The sequence below is a fragment of the Hymenobacter arizonensis genome, from assembly GCF_900115775.1.
Taxonomy (GTDB): Bacteria; Bacteroidota; Bacteroidia; order Cytophagales; family Hymenobacteraceae; genus Hymenobacter; species Hymenobacter arizonensis.
The window spans coordinates 318,610-335,623 of sequence record NZ_FOXS01000004.1; the positions used below are offsets into that span (position 1 = coordinate 318,610).

Annotated in this window: 18 protein-coding genes; 7 read left to right on the top strand and 11 right to left on the bottom strand. The window is 58.0% G+C overall.

Annotation, left to right across the window (positions count from 1 at the left end):
- Positions 1-40 precede the first annotated feature (40 nt).
- Positions 41-835 carry an XRE family transcriptional regulator gene (locus tag BMZ66_RS15750; RefSeq protein WP_092675660.1) on the top strand — a complete coding sequence of 265 codons (795 nt, stop codon included), beginning with the start codon at positions 41-43 and terminating at the stop codon, positions 833-835.
- Positions 836-895: 60 nt separating this feature from the next.
- On the opposite strand, the gene BMZ66_RS15755 is transcribed toward BMZ66_RS15750, so the two are convergent.
- From BMZ66_RS15755 to BMZ66_RS15770, 4 genes are all read right to left on the bottom strand, one after another.
- Positions 896-1,600, bottom strand: coding sequence for a hypothetical protein (locus BMZ66_RS15755; protein WP_143080243.1), 705 nt, complete (start codon positions 1,598-1,600; stop codon positions 896-898).
- 169 nt (positions 1,601-1,769) lie between these two features.
- Complete coding sequence (locus BMZ66_RS15760; protein WP_143080244.1) at positions 1,770-2,306, bottom strand: hypothetical protein; 537 nt, start codon at positions 2,304-2,306, stop codon at positions 1,770-1,772.
- Positions 2,307-2,411: 105 nt separating this feature from the next.
- Positions 2,412-3,086, bottom strand: coding sequence for an NAD-dependent epimerase/dehydratase family protein (locus BMZ66_RS15765; protein WP_092675670.1), 675 nt, complete (start codon positions 3,084-3,086; stop codon positions 2,412-2,414).
- A 276-nt stretch (positions 3,087-3,362) separates the two neighbouring features.
- Positions 3,363-4,199 (bottom strand): CvfB family protein, encoded by an 837-nt coding sequence (locus tag BMZ66_RS15770; RefSeq protein ID WP_092675673.1) that lies wholly within the window; start codon positions 4,197-4,199, stop codon positions 3,363-3,365.
- A gap of 627 nt (positions 4,200-4,826) precedes the next feature.
- Here BMZ66_RS15770 and BMZ66_RS15775 point away from each other — a divergent pair.
- Positions 4,827-5,957, top strand: a complete 1,131-nt coding sequence (locus BMZ66_RS15775) for an acyltransferase family protein (protein ID WP_092675676.1) — start codon at positions 4,827-4,829, stop codon at positions 5,955-5,957.
- Positions 5,958-6,020: 63 nt separating this feature from the next.
- Here BMZ66_RS15775 and BMZ66_RS15780 read toward each other — a convergent pair whose 3' ends face one another.
- From BMZ66_RS15780 to BMZ66_RS15805, 6 genes are all read right to left on the bottom strand, one after another.
- Positions 6,021-6,833: a universal stress protein gene (locus BMZ66_RS15780; protein ID WP_092675679.1), complete on the bottom strand. Its 813-nt coding sequence runs from the start codon at positions 6,831-6,833 to the stop codon at positions 6,021-6,023.
- A gap of 21 nt (positions 6,834-6,854) precedes the next feature.
- A complete protein-coding gene (locus tag BMZ66_RS15785) occupies positions 6,855-7,280 on the bottom strand; it encodes an arsenate reductase ArsC (protein WP_092675682.1) in 426 nt (141 codons plus the stop codon).
- Positions 7,281-7,563: 283 nt separating this feature from the next.
- Positions 7,564-8,676, bottom strand: a complete 1,113-nt coding sequence (gene arsB, locus BMZ66_RS15790; protein WP_092675685.1) for an ACR3 family arsenite efflux transporter — start codon at positions 8,674-8,676, stop codon at positions 7,564-7,566.
- On the bottom strand, positions 8,663-9,226 hold the full coding sequence (locus BMZ66_RS15795; RefSeq protein WP_092675688.1) for a GNAT family N-acetyltransferase: 564 nt from the start codon (positions 9,224-9,226) through the stop codon (positions 8,663-8,665). The genes arsB and BMZ66_RS15795 overlap by 14 nt, the downstream gene beginning before the upstream one ends.
- A gap of 200 nt (positions 9,227-9,426) precedes the next feature.
- Positions 9,427-9,885 carry a DUF6428 family protein gene (locus BMZ66_RS15800; protein WP_092675691.1) on the bottom strand — a complete coding sequence of 153 codons (459 nt, stop codon included), beginning with the start codon at positions 9,883-9,885 and terminating at the stop codon, positions 9,427-9,429.
- Positions 9,886-9,917: 32 nt separating this feature from the next.
- Positions 9,918-10,253: an ArsR/SmtB family transcription factor gene (locus tag BMZ66_RS15805; protein ID WP_092675694.1), complete on the bottom strand. Its 336-nt coding sequence runs from the start codon at positions 10,251-10,253 to the stop codon at positions 9,918-9,920.
- Positions 10,254-10,639: 386 nt separating this feature from the next.
- Between BMZ66_RS15805 and BMZ66_RS15810 the strand changes: the two genes are divergently transcribed.
- The gene (locus BMZ66_RS15810) at positions 10,640-11,101 is read left to right on the top strand and encodes an energy transducer TonB (RefSeq protein WP_177204760.1); all 462 of its coding nucleotides are present in this window, start codon (positions 10,640-10,642) and stop codon (positions 11,099-11,101) included.
- A gap of 180 nt (positions 11,102-11,281) precedes the next feature.
- Here the strand turns inward: BMZ66_RS15810 and BMZ66_RS15815 are convergent, their stop codons facing one another.
- Positions 11,282-13,243 (bottom strand): BamA/TamA family outer membrane protein, encoded by a 1,962-nt coding sequence (locus tag BMZ66_RS15815; protein ID WP_092675700.1) that lies wholly within the window; start codon positions 13,241-13,243, stop codon positions 11,282-11,284.
- A gap of 310 nt (positions 13,244-13,553) precedes the next feature.
- Here BMZ66_RS15815 and BMZ66_RS15820 point away from each other — a divergent pair, with 310 nt between their 5' ends.
- The 4 genes from BMZ66_RS15820 to BMZ66_RS15835 are packed head-to-tail and all read left to right on the top strand — an operon-like array spanning position 13,554 to position 16,983.
- Complete coding sequence (locus BMZ66_RS15820; protein ID WP_092676170.1) at positions 13,554-14,822, top strand: putative DNA modification/repair radical SAM protein; 1,269 nt, start codon at positions 13,554-13,556, stop codon at positions 14,820-14,822.
- 5 nt (positions 14,823-14,827) lie between these two features.
- Positions 14,828-15,100, top strand: coding sequence for a hypothetical protein (locus BMZ66_RS15825; RefSeq protein WP_092675703.1), 273 nt, complete (start codon positions 14,828-14,830; stop codon positions 15,098-15,100).
- A gap of 36 nt (positions 15,101-15,136) precedes the next feature.
- Positions 15,137-16,012, top strand: coding sequence for an alpha/beta fold hydrolase (locus tag BMZ66_RS15830; protein ID WP_092675706.1), 876 nt, complete (start codon positions 15,137-15,139; stop codon positions 16,010-16,012).
- 50 nt (positions 16,013-16,062) lie between these two features.
- Positions 16,063-16,983: a TIGR03915 family putative DNA repair protein gene (locus tag BMZ66_RS15835; protein WP_092675709.1), complete on the top strand. Its 921-nt coding sequence runs from the start codon at positions 16,063-16,065 to the stop codon at positions 16,981-16,983.
- Positions 16,984-17,014: the final 31 nt, after the last annotated feature.

The window sequence follows — 17,014 nt, forward strand, 5'->3', positions numbered from 1 at the left end:
GAATATGCTCAAAGTTTGAGCGAAATAATTTTTTGGTAACATGTCGAATGTTGGAAAGAATATCCGCAAGCTACGCACAGTTAAGAAGCTGAGTCAGGCGGCTTTCGCGGAATTATTTGGCTTGGCACGGCCCAGCGTGGGTGCCTACGAGGAAGGCCGGTCTGAGCCAAAAATGGAGACACTGATTCAAATTGCTCAGCATTTTGGCTTGTCGGTAGACTTGCTACTTACGAAAGAGTTGACCGTAAATGAGCTCTACGGTTTCGATATTTTCAAGGAGCAACTGCAGCCGCCAGCCCCCACGCCCGAGCAAATAGCCGAAGCCGACCGCCAGCAAAACGTGACCCCGCTCGTGTACCGCAACCGAGCGCTGGAATATATCGTGAAGCACCATGACCCGGCCTTTATCGACTCATTGCCGTGGCTGCAGCTGCCGCACGAGCTCACCGGCCCCACCCGGGCCTTCGAAGTATCGGGCGCCGACATGCTGCTGCACCGCCAGGGCCTGCGCCACCAGGACATTGTGCTGTGCTGCCGCGTCGACAAAGCCAAGCCTGCTCTGAAATCCGGCAACGTCTACGTCTTCGTCACGCAAGGCAAAATCCTCATTCGTCGCCTCGCCGGCCGCCTGCCCGACTCACAAACCCTCAAGCTGCGCGCCGACAACCCTGACTACAGCAGCCAGGACCTGGAGCTGAGTCAGGCCCTGGAAATCTGGGAAGTGAAGGGCGTGTTCACCACCCACCTGCGCCCGCCGGCCCTGCTCGATGAGCGGGTGGCGGCGCTGGAGCGCAAGGTGGAGGCGTTACTGGAGCGCCTGAACGACCATTCGTAGAGTTAGCAGCCTCATACAAAAAAAGCCCCGCCAGCTACTGGTGGGGCTTTTTGCTTCGTATTATGACTGTGCTATAGAAGGCTTCTGCATTCTGTGTTGGCGTTTCAAGAAGTAATGCCAGACGGTGGCACCTACCAGAATGGCCGCTCCCAGCAGCATGGTACTGGTCATGGTGCGGAGCGAGATGCGGTAGAGCAGGCCGCCGATAATAACCACGGCAATGCCAAGCCACCAGAGTATTTCAATGGGCAGAGGTGCCGTGTATAGGCGCTGGGTCTGGAAGCCTGCGGCATCCGCGGGCGGGTAGAGCAGCCATTTCAGGCGCGGGTAGTCGTGAAGTAGCAGGCCGATGTTCAGCACCAGGAAACCGGTGGTGAGAAAGGGCGTGCCAGTCCAGTGCTGCGACCAGGTCAGGAAAATGATATTTAGCCACATGGGCACCATCAGCACTGCACCCAGGAGCGAAAACCGCACCGACAGCAGCAACAAGCCTATGAGTAGTTGCGCTACGCCAATGAACTGAGCAAAGATTTCCAGGCTGTGCTCGGCCAAAAAAGCATGGTCCAGGGGTGGGCCCATCAGCCCGGGCAGGTGGTTATCGGACAGCTTGTATAGCCCACCGCCCAGCATAAGCGCCCCAAGTAGCAGCCGGCTGCCGCCCACATACAGGCGGCGCAATGGCCCGCCCGCCACCAACGCAACGGCCGTGGCAATGACCGGGACCAAAATGCAAAGGACGTAGAAAATAGCTGGTGATGGGTTCATACTGAACGGGTGAGAGAGTAGGAGAGGTTAGCGCAAAAAGACGCATTGGTGAAGTAAGTAGCTGCACTCAATACTTCCGTGGCTACGCACAAAAAAGCCCCGCCAGGTCCTGACGGGGCTTTGCAATTTATATACTTCTCTTGATAGATTATATAACCCTAATGCAAGCTTAAAAAGTAAAGCGCAGGCTCAACGCGGCGTCGTTGTAGAAGCCAGTGTAGCCATTGAAAACATCAAAGTAAGGCTTGTAGTCAAGGCCCAACACGAAAGGCAAGTCAGGCAGCTTATACTCCAGGCCCAAAATCAAATCAGCGCCAAAAGCAATGTAGGTCTCTTCGTCTCGTAAGTAGGCTCCATTCACAAAGTAGACGTCTTTGCGACTTTTATAGTAATACCGCGAGTCGGCGAAGTAATAGCGGCCCTGGTACGAGCCGGCGTGGAAGCCGGCACCGTAGTAAAACTGCAAGCCTTTAACATCGGCTACGGCTTTGTGCTTCTCGCCCAGGATGGTAAGACGTGCGCCGCGAGCTTTGTATTCTGTCGTGAGAAGCCCTTCGATGGCTACCCCGTTTTTATTGCCCAAAAAGTGCTTGATGGTTAGGCCCGAGGAATAGCCGCCGCCGCGCAAACCAATGCCAGTGTTGTAGCCCGAACTGCTGCCGCTGCCGCCGCCATCGCTTTTCTTTTTGGATTGAGCATGGGCCATGAAGCCCGGCAATGCGAGTAGAGTTAAAAGTAGAGTAAAACGTAAGCCTTTCATACAGTGATAAGAAGTGGAAACAAGAATTTGGACAAAACTAAGCGACTGGCGCTAAGCTTTCGCACTCTTGCTCTCTACTTCTGCAATTTCATTAGATAAGTGCACCCGAACCCCGCCTCCGTCCTCTTCGGCGGCCTGCAGCATGGCGGTGGCTACTGTGGCCCCGGTGATGGGCTGGTATTTCTGGAGTGGCCCGCGCATGAGGGGCTTGAGGGCTCCCAGCACCGCTGCGCCAATCCGCTCGCCCAGGCGGGGCTGCTCCCGCGCACCCAGCAGCAGCGAAGGGCGGAAAATATGGATGGTCCGAAAGGGGAGCTGGCGCACAGCCGCCTCCATTTCGCCCTTCACCTGGCTATAGTACACCGCCGAGTTAGCATCGGCCCCGAGGCTGGAAATCACCATAAACTGCGAAGCGAAATTGCCGGCCGCCAGCGCCGCCAGCTTCACCACGTACAGAAAATCGACCTTGTGGAAGGCTTCCTTCGAGCCGGCTTGTTTCATGGTGGTGCCCAGGCAGCAAAAGACGTCGTCGGCAACGAGCTGCAAGCGCATGTCTTCCAGCTTGTCGAAGTCCGTAACCACCTGCGTTAGCTTTGGGTGCAGCATCGACAAGCCCTTGCGTCCCACCACAATCACCTTGGAATACCGGTCCGAGGCCAGCAGCAGCGGCAGCAGTTGCGAGCCAATGAGGCCTGTGGCCCCAGCGAGTAAAGCGGTTTTGCGCATAGTTGGGAGTAGCAAGAACAAAAACTCCCCTCCTTACCAAGGAGGGGATGTTCGAGCCAAAGGCTCGGACGGGGTTGGTTAGCTTCGTTGAACTTTGGTTGTAGGCGTTGAACGACTATTCAGGCGCAGAGTTGACCAGCAGGATAGAGACTTCTATGGCACAGCCATGTTAGTTCTGCATAATGCTTCTAACGAAGTTCAACGGCCGCAACCACCCCCGTTCGAGCCTTTGGCTCGAACATCCCCTCCTTGGTAAGGAGGGGAGTTTTTTTCGGTTTACTTCAGTACCGTGGCTTCGGGCTCCAGCAGCACCAGGCCCTGGCGGAATAGAGCACCTAAGGCTTTCTTGAATACTTTCTTGCTCATGCCTACGCGGCGGTACACGTCTTCGGCCAGGCTTTTGTCGCCGAGGGGAAGGCGCCCGCCCGGCGCTGCTTGAATGGCTTTGAGCAGCGTATCGGTGGCCGATTCCACTTCGCCGTAGCCTTCTTTTTGGAGGCGCACGTCGAGCTTGCCGTCGTCGCGCACCTGGCGCAGGAAGCCGGGCAGCTGCTCGCCCAAGCGTAGGGGGCGGAATACCTCGTTGTGAAACAGCAGGCCCTGATGCGTGCCGTTAACGATGACGGGGTAGCCCAACTCGGTTTCGTCGGCCACGAGCAGCCGCACGGCGTCGCCGGCCTCGCCTTCAAAGGGCGTGTTGCTAAGGAATTGCTTCCACTTGGCCGAGGCCACGAGGCGGTCGCTTTCCTCGTCGAGGTACACGTACACGAGCACGCGCTCGCCGGTGCGCAGGTCGCGGCGCTGGTTGCGGTAGGGGAGCAGCAGGTCTTTTTCGAGGCCCCAGTCGAGGAAGGCGCCGGCGGGGCTGTGGTCGCGCACGGTGAGGGCGGCGAAGGAGTTGACCAGGGCCAGCGGCCGCAGGTTGGTGGCAATGAGGCGGTCTTCGGAGTCGCGGTACACGAACACGCGGAGGATGTCGCCCACGCGGGTGCCGGGCTCCACGTACTTATTGGGCAGCAGCAGGTCGCCGTCGTCGGAAGTTAGATACAGGCCGACGCTGGTTTCGCGGGCTACTTCGAGGTCGTTGTAATCGCCGAGGAGGAGGCTGGCCATGGAGTAAGGATAGTTAGGGTGGGGCGCAAAGGTCGGCGCCGAAAAGGAACTTCCACTTACGGTATCCCTGCTACTCGGTATGTATTTGCAAACGCCAGGCATCTGGTTACGCCGCAGCTAACACTTCAAGGTTAGAAGGATAATTATTTCCTCACTGTCGCGCCTGTAACTGGCAAATACAAGCTTTTATAAAATTTATGGTAGGGTAGATAATTAAATTATTCTTGTAGTCTCGGCGGTATAAATAATATAAATTAGATATTAGGAATAATATGAATAAATGAGAGAATTAACTGCTTTTGCCCGGATGCTCTTGAACTTATCAGATGCTGAATAGAACAAGAAGATGGAAGATGAGCCTACAGATATAAACTCAACAATTATCTATAATCATAACTTTTTTTTATCAATTACAAAGACCCTTTTTTGCCTTATTATAATTGTAGCAGCTAAAGGTTTACGACTATAATTCCTCGTGCTTTGAATTCTTTACTCAAGCTGGTTAGTGAAGCTATTGAGCTATTGAAGTCCTGTTTATTATTTTTAAAATGCAACTTTTCGACTCGTTAGGTCGATAATAGTTCCCATAGGGTCGAAAAGGGAATAACAATTAATTAGCTGGAGTTTATGGAAGCTCTGTATCCTTCCGAAAACGGTTATCAAAATAATTTTGATTTTTCCAGGGTTGTACTCGCAACCATTGTCGTGTTTTGCCACAGTTACGTGATATACGACGGCAGCCTGCTGCGCGAGCCTTTGTGGCGCTTATCAAATCATCAGTTAACGCTCGGCACGTTTGCTATTAATTTCTTTTTTGTTATCAGCGGGTTTCTAATCAGTCAAAGCTGGGACCGAAGTCGGAGTTTTAATTCCTATTTTAAAAAGAGGGCATTGCGGATTTATCCGGGGTTTATTTTCGTGTGCTTGGCCTGTGCGTTTCTTTTCGCTCCGTTGGGCCGAACAGCACCTACCACCATTGCCGAATATTGGTCCTCTATAGACTTCAAGCACTTGGCTTTGCGCACGCTCACACTGCGAGAACCCATATTGCCCGAGACCTACAAGACTCTGCCTTACCCGGGCTCTATCAATGGCTCCTTGTGGTCGATATCTTACGAGTTTATATGCTATATCCTGATTCCCGTGTGCGCGCTTTTGGGAATCTTTCAACAGCGCGGGCGGGTACTGTTAATATTCTTGGTCGTGCTATTAATTAATATTGTCGACTACAAGGCTTACCATTTGGGCGGTGCCAACACTCCTTTCGGTTTTAGTCTGTTGCCTCAATTCATACAGGCACATTCCAACAAATGGCTCACTTTAACTCATTTGCTTCTGCCTTTTGTGGGGGGCATGTGCTTTTATACCTATCGGCAGTACGTGCCGCGGTCCATTTACCTGGTGGCCTTGTCAGCAGTCGTTTTGGTGCTAACTCTGCGGTGGTTTAATTTCTTTGAAGTCGCGCAATCCGTTTTTGGGGCGTACGTGCTGTTCTATTTTGTATTCAACGAAAAGGTGAGGTTGCACCACTTCGCCAAATACGGAGACTTTTCTTACGGCATTTATCTGTACGGCTGGCCGGTTCAACAGCTGGTGATGCTTTATGCGGGGCACCGCATAGGCGTACACGGCCTCTTTCTGGTCTCTATGGTCATCGTAATGCCTTGTGCCGCCATCAGCTGGTTTCTTATCGAAAAACCATTTTTGCGCCTAAATGCAAAGCCAGCTGCCCCATCCCCAGCGCTGGTAGCGCACTGATTATGATTGGCTAGCTATGTCATGACCCAGCGAGAGCCACCGGCTTTCGCTGGGTCGCTTGCGCTATTGCTCGGCCACCACCAGCACCGGCAGTGGGCTGTGCAGCAGCACCTTCGCCGTCACGCTATTGTTGAACATGAGGCTCAGCCGGCTGCGCTGCCGGGCAACGAGCAGCAGCCAATCGGCTTGAGTAGCTTGAGCGGCAGCCAGCAGGCCTTCTTCAGCATCTGAATGGCGGAAGTGTTGTGCCTGAACCTGGTTTATGTCGCGCAGCAGCGGGGTCAGATGTGCGGCACCGGCCGCCAGCTCGTTTGAATTGTCGGCGTCGGCTACATACGCCAGCGTCACGGCAGGCTGCCAATGGCGGAGCAGGGCGTTGGCGTTCACCACGCTGTTGCCAAAGTCGATATCGGCAAGGTCGGTGGCCAGCAGCACGCGGGCCGGCAGCTGCTCGGAGGTGTACGATTCGGGCACCACCAGCACGGGGCAGGGCGTGTCGCGCACCAAGGCCAGGGAGGCGCTGTCCACCAACTCGTCCTGTATTTCTTGGGTGTTGGGTTTGCCGGAGATGACCAGTAGCGCATGGTGCTGGCGGGCAGCCTTGGCAACGGTGCTGGCCACGGTGCCGCTGGCCAATTCACTGGCGCAGGCAATACCGCTGGTTTCGGCGCGGGCACAACGCTCGTCCAGCAGAGCCTGCAGCTCGCTCTCGCTCCGGCTGGGGTACTTGCCGGTGAAGGCATCGGGGCTGAGCAGCCCGGGCTGCACGTGCAGCAGCAGCAGGTGGGCCTGAAGCGACGCGGCCAGCCCGGTGGCGTAGTGCAGGGCATTGTCGGCGGCGGGCGTGAAATCGGTGAGGACGAGCAAGGTGTTCATAGTGCAGGAAGCGGGTGAGTTTTAGGCGAAGTACTGATGCGTGAAGTTCGTGGCGTAGGCCTTCACCTGGTCGCGCACGGCCCGAAACTGACTCATTATTTCCTCGGCCGTGCCGGTGGCCTTGGCCGGGTCGGGGAAATTGTGGTGCAGTTTGGTGGCCGACGACGGGAATACCGGGCAGGCCTCGTTGGCATTGTCGCACACGGTAATAACGTAGTCGAAGGGCACGTGGCTGTATTCGTCTACGTGGTTGCTGGTGTGGTGGCCGATGTCTACGCCGTCTTCCTGCATCACGGCAATGGCTTTGGGGTTCACGCCATGCGTTTCGATGCCGGCACTGTAGACGCTGGCTTTCTCGCCGAGGAGTTGGGTGAGGTAGCCGTGCATGAGCTGGCTGCGGCAGGAGTTGCCGGTGCAAAGCACTAGTACGTTTTTGGGGGTTGGCATGAGAGAGTGAGGGTGTTAAATAATCGTTATTTGAACGACGCGTCGGTGAAATGCTCTGCGTTTTGGCGTTGAGTAATGTTTACAGTCTCAACCGTCTGTCATGCTGAGGTACGAAGCATCTTCTCACGTTCGAACGAATCGTTGTGGCGTGATAAGGTGCTTCGCAGGCTCAGCATGACAGAGGTGAAGAAGACGCATGACAGGCGCGAGGCTGACGCGAAGCAGGCGCGAGTCAAACAACTCAAGCGAAATGCTCCGCTTTGCCTGCCTGTTTCAATGCCCCTTAAAGGCTGCTGTTCGCCGTGGTGCGCCCGCCGTACCAGCGCCGCCGAAACCAGAAGGCCACATTCACCAGCGCAATCAGCGCCGGCACCTCAATCAGTGGTCCGATAACCCCGGCAAAAGCCTGGCCCGAATTCAGCCCAAACACGCCGATGGCCACCGCAATGGCCAGCTCGAAATTGTTGCCGGTAGCGGTGAAAGCTATCGAAGCATTCTCCGCGTAGTCGGCCCCCAGCCACTTGCCGGCGGCAAAGCTGACGACGAACATGATGCCGAAGTACAGCGCCAGCGGCAGCGCCACGCGCAACACATCCAGCGGAATGCGCACAATCAATTCGCCCTTCAGGCTGAACATAACCACGATGGTGAGCAGTAGGGCAATCAGTGTAAGCGGGCTGATAGCCGGAATGAAAACCCCGTCGTACCAGGCGTCGCCTTTGAGTCGGCGCAGCACCAGCCGCGACAGAAACCCGGCCGCGAACGGTATGCCCAAATACACCAGCACGCTCTGTGCAATGTCCCAGATGCCGATGTTCACAGAGTAGCCCTTCAGCCCAAAGTAGGGCGGCAGCACCGTGATGAACAGCCACGCCAACAAGCTGTAAAAAAGCACCTGAAAAATAGAGTTAAGCGCCACCAGGCCGGCGGCGTACTCGCGGCTGCCGTCGGCCAAGTCGTTCCACACCAGCACCATGGCAATGCAGCGGGCAATGCCAATCAAAATCAGCCCCATCATGTATTCAGGCTTGTCGGGCAGCAGCCAGATGGCCAGGAAAAACATCAGCAGCGGCCCCACTATCCAATTCAGAAACAGCGACAGGCCGATGATGCGCGTGTTTTTGAATACCCGCGGCAACTGCTCATACTTCACCTTGGCCAGCGGCGGGTACATCATCAGGATGAGGCCCAGGGCCAGGGGCACGTTCACGGTGCCCACCGAGAAGTAGTTTACCGCGCGCTCCACGCCGGGCACAAAGTAGCCCACGCCCACGCCCAGCGCCATGGCCAGGAATATCCACAGCGTGAGGCCGCGGTCGAGGCCAGACAGCTTCTTTTCGGCGAGGGCCGCGGGAGCTGGCGCCGCGAGCGGGTCCGCTTGGTTAAGCGTTGTCATTTACTGAAGTTGGGGCAGGGTGAGAAGTGGCAAAAGGCCAGGACTCGGCCGCGCCCACCACCTGGCTGCGGCGCTCGAGCAGCACGGTATCGCGCCAGACGCCGTGGAGCTGCCCGATGCGCTCGCGGCGGCCCACTTCGCGAAACCCGGCCCCGGCATGAATGCTGATGCTGGTGGTGTTTTCGGGAAAAATGCCGGCCTGCAAGGTCCAGATGCCGTGGGCTTCCGACTCGGTGACCAGCGCCGCTAGCAGCTGCCGGCCCACGCCGCGCCCCCGGGCGCTGCTGGCCACGTACACGCTCACCTCGGCCACACCGCCGTACACGCAGCGGCCCGACACCGGCGACAAGGTTGCCCAGCCCAACACCTCGCCGCTGCCGCCGTACCCGGAGTCCACGGCCACCAGGCGGCTGTGGGCGAGGTGGTCGCGGTCCCAGACTTCCCAGGCAGGGGCGCTGGTGGCGAAAGTGGCATTGCCCGTGGCAATGCCTTGCTCATAAATGGCCCGCACCTGAGGCCAGTGCGCAGCCGTTAGGGACTGGAAGGTCATGGGAAGAGCGTGAGAATTGTGTTAGAATCTGTCCGAATAAGTTGTTCGACAATCAGTTGTCATGCAGAGTGCAGCCGAGGTATCTCGCGTGCGGCAGTACTCAATGCCGTCGCTACGAAGCGGGCGAGACGCCTCGGCTGCGCTTGGCCTGACGGTTTGATGACTCTTCGACCAGGTTCAATTACTTCGAAGAGCAATGGTTAGCAGCACCCGCCGCCCGGGGTGCAGCTAGCCACCTGCAGCTGAGGCAGCGAGAAGGCGGCGTCGGAAATGCCGCACGCGTCCTGCGCCAGACAGGCTGTCTGTTTCGGGGTCAGCTGGAAATCCTTGCCGTCGAACGTGAGGCCGAACTTGCCAATGGTGTCCTGCTGGTACTCCACTTCAATGTCCAGGTCGTCGCTGCCCAGGATTTTTTCCGAAAGGTTGAGGATGCTGAGGAATTTCTGGGGCGCCAGCCGGTGGTCGTAGTCGCCGGCCTCCCACAGCTGGAAGTTGGCAACGGTTTCGCGGCGCTCTACGCCCCCGCAATCAATGAAGTGCTTGCTCACCAGGCCTACTTCCGTCACGTGGAAATGAGGCGGGAGGTAGGTGCCGTTCGGCAGGCGAAAGTTGATGGCGTCCAGCTCCGGCAGAAACTGCTTCATTTCAGAGATTTTCATACTGGTCTGTCTTTAAGAGAGTAAAATGAATGCTAGCAGGCGCAACCACCGACGGGCAGGGGCAGCTCGGCCAGCAGGCCCGCCATGAGTTGGCGCGCCCGGTCCCAGCTGGCCCGGTCGATGCAATAGCACACCCGAGGGCCGTCGACTTCGCCCTGCACCAGGCCCGCCGCCTTCAGCTCCTTGAGGTGCTGCGACACAGTGCTTTGCGAGATGGGCAGTTCCGTCACCAGCTCGCCGCACACGCACGACTGGCGCTGGGCCAGCAGCTGCAGAATGGCCACCCGCGCCGGGTGGCCCAGGGCTTTGGCAATGAGGGCAATCTGTTGCTCAGCAGTAGTGAACTGTTCGCGTTTATGAGCGGCCATGTAATTATTTCGTTTATCGTCGATTAACGATGACAAAGGTATAAGGTTGAGCAATAGGGGCAAGTTCATTCCATGACAATCTTTGATTCGTTAAATTAACTTATTGTAAATACTCTAGTACTATGCATATTTAAAGTGACAAATTGATTTACCTTTGTGCAGAATAAAGCGTGTAAAAAAGCCAATTAAACGGCTTTAAGTGGTCGTAGCTTTATTGTCTTCATAAATAAGTTATATTATTACTGATAAATTTATTGGCATTAAAAAATTTGTTTTCTGTAGAAAAGATAATCACATAAAATATTTTTGTATATTTATTCTGTTACTAACAAGACGCCTAACCTGCCTAACCGCTGATTGCTTCTCTCACTTTTAACCCTCGCAACGTGGCCCACTCTCTACCCCTGTTCTCCTTCGTAAGCCTGTTGGGCCTGCTGGCCACCGGCCAATGCGTTGCTCAATCTGGCCCTTACGCCTCAACGCAGAGCACCCCCGTGGCGAATGTTGAGCCCGCTGCGGTGTACCCCGACTCGGTGTACGTCAACCCGGAAGTGCGCCCGCAGTTTGCTGGCGGCGATAAGGCCTTCTCGGCGTATCTGAGCAAGTCTTTGCGCTACCCCCCGCAGGCGCTGCAGCGTCGCATCTCGGGCCGGGTAATGGTCAACTTCGTGCTCAACGCCGAAGGCAAAGTGCAGGACGCCCACGTTATCAGCGGGCCCGGCAACGGCCTCAACGACGAAGCCCTGCGCCTGGTGTGGCTGATGCCGCCATGGGAGCCCGCCCGGGTAAATGGCCAGCCCGTGCGCGTGGCCTGCACTGTGCCCATCACGTTCAACTCTGACCGGTAAGCCGCTTTTAGCTGGCCAGCCACCATTGCTTAGTATAACGAGCGTCCGGCCGGGCGCGGCCTTTGTTTCCTTGTGGCGCGGCTACCTACGCGGATAGCTGGGCGATGAAGAAACGGGGGCCGCGCCCGGCCGGACGCTCGTTTTCGTGCCCCGGCCACATGCAGGCACGGGTGGGGTGCTTTACTGATAAAGCCCAGTGCCGGGCGGCCCAAGGCCAAAATCGGTGAAGGTGACCGTTTCGCGGGGCGACTCAAACATGCGCACGCCGCTGGCGTCGCTGAAGCCGCGCGGGTAGTAGCCGATGAGCACTTGAAAGGTGCGCAGGGCCGTGTACTCGTTGCGAAGACGCAAGCCCAGCCCAAACCCGCTGTAGGGCGCCCCATCGAAGGGCGAGCCGCCGCGGGGGCGGTCGGTTATCCAAACGGCGTCGGCGAAGGCAATGCCCGCAACCCGGAAGCCCAGCAGCGAGAGGGGAGTAAACAGCGTGGTTTCGTAATTCAGAGCAAAGCGGCTGGTGGCAAAAATGGGCAGGGCCGTAGAAAAGCCCCGTATCCCGCGGTCGTTGCTTATGCCCTGGAGCTGCTCACCCGGCAGGCGGTTGAAGCCCACGGCGGCCCGGCTGCTGAAGAAATGGCGGTACTGCCAGTTGCCGGTATTGTAGAGCTTCGTAAACGAAGTCAGCTGGAACGAGAGCAGGCCCTGCTGCCACCTCCGCTCCGAGGTAAGCAGCTGGAAAGTGCCAAAATCGACGCCCGCGTACAAGTACCCGCTGCGGGGGCTGTAGCCGGCAGCTGCCAGGCGCACGCCGGCGTAGCGGCGGGATATCGAGCCGTTGAGGTCGTAGCCGGCCGTCAGGCTGACCAGGGTGCCGGTGGGCACGTCTTCGGTACGCCCAAATCCAAACAAGTACCGGTCCTTATAATAGCGCCGCACCGAATACCCCACCGTGCCGAGCAGCAGCGTGCCATCGCGGAAGTCCGGAGCTTTAAGGCCGGTGCTGGGGTCGGGCTGGGGAATAGCGTTGTAGTTGATGTTGTACAGCCGCCCCGACACGATGATGCGCCCGGGGTTTTCGTAGCCCAGGTCGTAGGAACGCAGGCGCAGGGCCCGGCCCAGCCAGGCATCCTGCACGGTGTAGCGCAGCGGGAAATAGAGGTACGGCTCGCCGGGCGGGGGCGGGGCCAGGGCGGTGGTTTGGTTGATGCTATTTATGGAGATGGCGCCGGCGTAGCGGGCACTGGGCGAGTAAAAGTCGCGCTGCACCGAGAGCCCCGTCGAGCGGAAGTTGTTCTCGTTGCGGTAGCGGGCCTGGGCGCTCACAAAGTGGCGGAACGGCGCCGTGTAGCTGCCCTCGTACGACCACTGCTGGGGATTTTCGTTGTTGTCGGTGCTCAGGCCCAGGCCATAGCGGTAGGAATTATCCAGCTGATGGCCTTGCCCCAGAAAATTATCATCGCCGAACGAAACACGGCCTGAGGTGGGCGAACGCAAATCGAGGCCCCCGGTGATGCTGAACACATCGGTGGTGAAAATTTGAATGTCGACGCTGTCGCTGGTGGTGGTCAGCTCATTCACCAGCACGCGAGCGTCCAGAATTTCAGGTGTTTGGCGCAGTAGTCGCTCCGATTCCGACAGCGCCTGGGGCTCCAGGGGGCGGCCGGGCCTGAACAGCAGCACCTGCCGAATGCGGGACCGGACCGTTTTGATATGCAGCGCGTTGCCCGACTTCTCCACGATGCTGCGCGGCCGTTTGGTAGAGTCGGTGAGGCTATAGCCGAAGGCGTCGAAGGTCTTGATTTCGACGCGGCGCACAATCTTGAAGTTGTGGCTGTCGAACTGCCGGTCCAGTAGCACGGCATCGAGGCCGGCCTTCTCCTCCTCGCGCTTGGTAAAGTTCAGCAAGCCCGATACGGCCCGGCCGGCAATGGTTTTGCGGCGCGAATAGGCTTTGAGGCGATTGAGCACCCGTTGTTCGTCGAAGCGCTGGCGCAGCGAATCGGTGCGGTGGGGCAAAATGTCTTCGCTGGCCTTCAGCGAGTCGGGTGGCACGGCCGAGCGCGGGTCAAATGCCTGCCCCTGGGCTGGCCGGACCAGCGGGCCAAGCAGCACAAACAGCAGCAGGAAGAAACCACGAAAGCTCATATTGGGGCGCAACGTTGCAAATTACGAAAAGGAGCCGGCCCTTGGTATGCAAAGGCTGCGCCTTCTGGCCAGCGGCTACGAAAACTGGGCAGTACGCTGCCAATACACCTGCTGCTTGGTCTGCCAGTACAGGAGGCTAAGACCAGCCAACCCGCAGGCGAAGCCAGGAGCGCAGGTTTTAGTAATAGGGAGCAACAATGGCCGGTTTCTTCAGCGCAAAAAGAAACTAATACCAAAAAAATTAGCTTAATACATTGTGCCTAATCGGCCGCTGTTTACTATTTTTAAGCCCGAAAGCAAGCCCCTCTTCATGAACGAGCGCATTCAAGAGAAACTAAGCATATTAGCCGATGCCGCGAAGTACGATGCTTCGTGCAGCAGCAGCGGCGGCAAGCGCAAAAACGAGAATAAAGGCTTGGGCAATGCCGAGGGCATGGGCATTTGCCACAGCTACACCGAAGACGGCCGCTGCGTAAGCTTGCTGAAGATATTGCTGACCAATCACTGCATTTTTGACTGCGCTTACTGTGTGTCGCGCCGCTCCAACGACGTGAAGCGCGCCGCCTTCACCGTGGACGAAGTAGTGGACCTCACCATCAACTTCTACCGCCGCAACTACATCGAGGGGCTGTTTCTGAGCTCTGGTATTTTCAGCAGCCCCGACTACACCATGGAGCGCTTGGTGCGCATTGTGAAAAAGCTGCGCACCGAGCACAAGTTTAACGGCTACATCCACGTCAAAACCATTCCGGGCGCCTCGGAGGAGCTGATTCAGGAAGCTGGCTTGTATGCCGACCGCCTCAGTGTGAACATTGAGCTGCCCTCAGAGCTGGCCCTGACCACGCTGGCGCCGGAGAAAAACTACGCCGAAATTTTGACCCCCATGGGCCAGATTCGCGATGGCATCATTCAGAATAAGGAAGAGAAGGCGCTGTTCAAAAAGGTGCCGGCCTTCGCCACGGCTGGGCAAAGCACGCAGCTCATTGTGGGGGCCAGCGCCGAAACGGATTTGGAAATCATCAAGCTTACCGATTCGCTCTACCAGGGCTACGGTTTGAAGCGGGTGTACTACTCGGGCTATATCCCCGTGACTGACGACGCCCGCCTGCCGCAGGTGACGCAGCCGCCCGTTATCCGGGAGCACCGGTTGTACCAGACCGACTGGCTGATGCGCTTCTACGGCTTCCAGGCCGACGAAATCCTGGACCCTGCTCACCCGCACCTCGACCTGGAGATTGACCCCAAGCTGGCCTGGGCCCTGCGCAACCGCCACGTGTTTCCGGTCGATGTGAACACGGCCGAGTACGAGATGATACTGCGCATTCCGGGCGTGGGCGCCCGCTCGGCCAAGAAAATTGTGGCCGCCCGCCGCTTCGCCAGCCTCAACATGGAAACCCTGCGCCAGCTGGGCGTGGTGCTGAAGCGCGCCAAATACTTCCTCACCTGCCAGGGCGAGCACCAGCCCATCATCGGCGAGCTCAGCGAGCAGCAGGTGCGCCGCCAGATTCTGTTCGGAGGCGCTTCGGTGCGCTCCGCCCTTGTCACCCAACAACTAGACTTATTCGCTCAGGCTTCCTGATAGCTATGAACTACGACGCTCTTTTTTCGAACGGCCAATCTCCGCTGCAGAAAAGCAGCCTGGGCGGCGTGCAAAACGACATTTTCTTCTCCGTCATGAAAGTTATTCACCGCCAGAACGTGCCCTTTCGCACTCCTGCTTCTTCCGATAAAGTAGCCCGGCTTTCGTGCTGCTGCCGTATAAGCGAGCTCATGCCGCTGGTGCGCCAGGCGCACGACGAAGCGCGCGCCCGCGCCATGGCCCGCATGGCTGACAACGACGCCCAGCAGGCCGCCTAACGCAACCTCTGGTGCGCGGCGGCGGTACAGCCTTGCATGGCCTATCCCCTCGAACACCATGAGGTAACTACCAACGGCATCCGGCTGCACGTGGTGCAGTGCGGGCCTGCCCGCGGGCCGCTGGTGCTGCTGCTGCACGGCTTTCCGGAGTTTTGGTACGCGTGGCGCCACCAAATTCCGGCTTTGGCCGACGCTGGCTTTCGGGTATGGGCGCCCGACCAGCGCGGCTACAACCTCAGCGACAAGCCCCGCCGCGTGCGGGACTACGCCATCGACCAACTGGCCGCCGACATTATTGGCCTCATTAACGCGGCTGGCGAGCAAACCGCCGCCGTGGTAGGCCACGACTGGGGCGCCGCGGTGGCCTGGCACTTGGCCGCGCACCACCCCGACCGTATCAGCCGGGCGGCTATTTTGAACGTGCCGCACCCGCAGGTATTGAGCCGGGCGCTGCGCCGCAAGCCCGGCCAGCTGCTTAAGAGCTGGTACGTCTTTTTCTTCCAGCTGCCGTGGGTGCCCGAGGCGCTGGTGCGCCTGCGCGGGTGGTGGCTGGGCCGGAAGACGCTACGCGGCACCAGTCGCCGGGGCACGTTCACCGACGAGGATTTGGCCTTGTACCGGGCAGCCTGGGCCCAGCCCCGGGCCATGCGCAGCATGATAAACTGGTACCGCGCCGCGGGCCGGTATGCGCGTTGGCTTAGCCAAGCCGGGCGTGTTAGGGTGCCGGTTCGCATTATTTGGGGTGAAAAAGACGCTTTTCTGAAGCCTGAGCTAGCCCACGAAAGCCTGGCTTTCTGCGACGATGGGCACCTGACTTATTTGCGGGCAACCCACTGGGTGCAGCACGAAAGAGCTGAAGAAGTGAATGAGATTCTACTTGACTTTCTGACTTCGGACAACAACACCAACTGAGTTGCTCACCCAGCAGCTAGCCGTCTATTGCGAATGTGTACCAATAATTCATGAGTAAGCTCACGCCCATCCGCAGTTCCAGCAAGGCTGTTGCCCCCGCCGGCGCCGCCCGCCGCCCTGCGCCGGAACTCACGGCCGCGCCCCGCGACTATACCTACGATGGCACATTTGAGGGTTTGCTCACAGTGCTGTTCACCATCTACGACTGGCGGGCGGCGCCCAGCAGCATTCAGCCCGAAGCCACGGCCCAAACCGGTTTGTTTGCCCAGCCCGCGCACCGCGAAACCGACGAAACGCTAGCCGCTCGCGTTTGGGAAGGTTTGTTGAAAACCATGGACCAGGAGGCCCGCGCGCGGCTCTACCATGTTTTTTTGAGCGAAGACCCGGAGCGCGAGTTGCTCATCTTTCGCTACGTGGACCTGGCCCTGCGCACCGACCGCGACATCTCGGAGAACTACGCCAATGCCGATGTGCGCCGCATTCAGCGCTTGGCCCAGCAAATGTTCCGCGAGAAGCACCGCATGGAGGCCTTCGTGCGCTTCGAGAAAACTACCGACGAGCTGTTCCACGCCACCATCGACCCTGATTTTGACGTGCTGCCGCTCATTGCCGCGCATTTCACCAAACGCTACGCCGACCAACGCTGGCTGATTTATGACCGGCGCCGCCACTATGGCCTCTATTACGACCTGACGCACACCGACGTGGTGCAGTTCGAGAACAGCTCGGCGCAAACGGCCACCGGCGTTTCTGCCACCGTGCTCGACGAGCGGGAGCCGTTGTTTAAGCTGCTTTGGCAGTCATATTTCGACCATGTTAATATTCCGGAGCGCAAGAATATGAAGCTGCACCGGCGCCACATGCCGCTGCGCTACTGGAAGTACCTAAGCGAAAAGCAACCCCGCGAGATGCGATTTGAGCCCATCAAGAACAAGCGCCCGCCCCGCGACCCTAACTTGCGGCTCGAATAATGGTGGTGTGCGTGTGAAAAAACGACGGGGC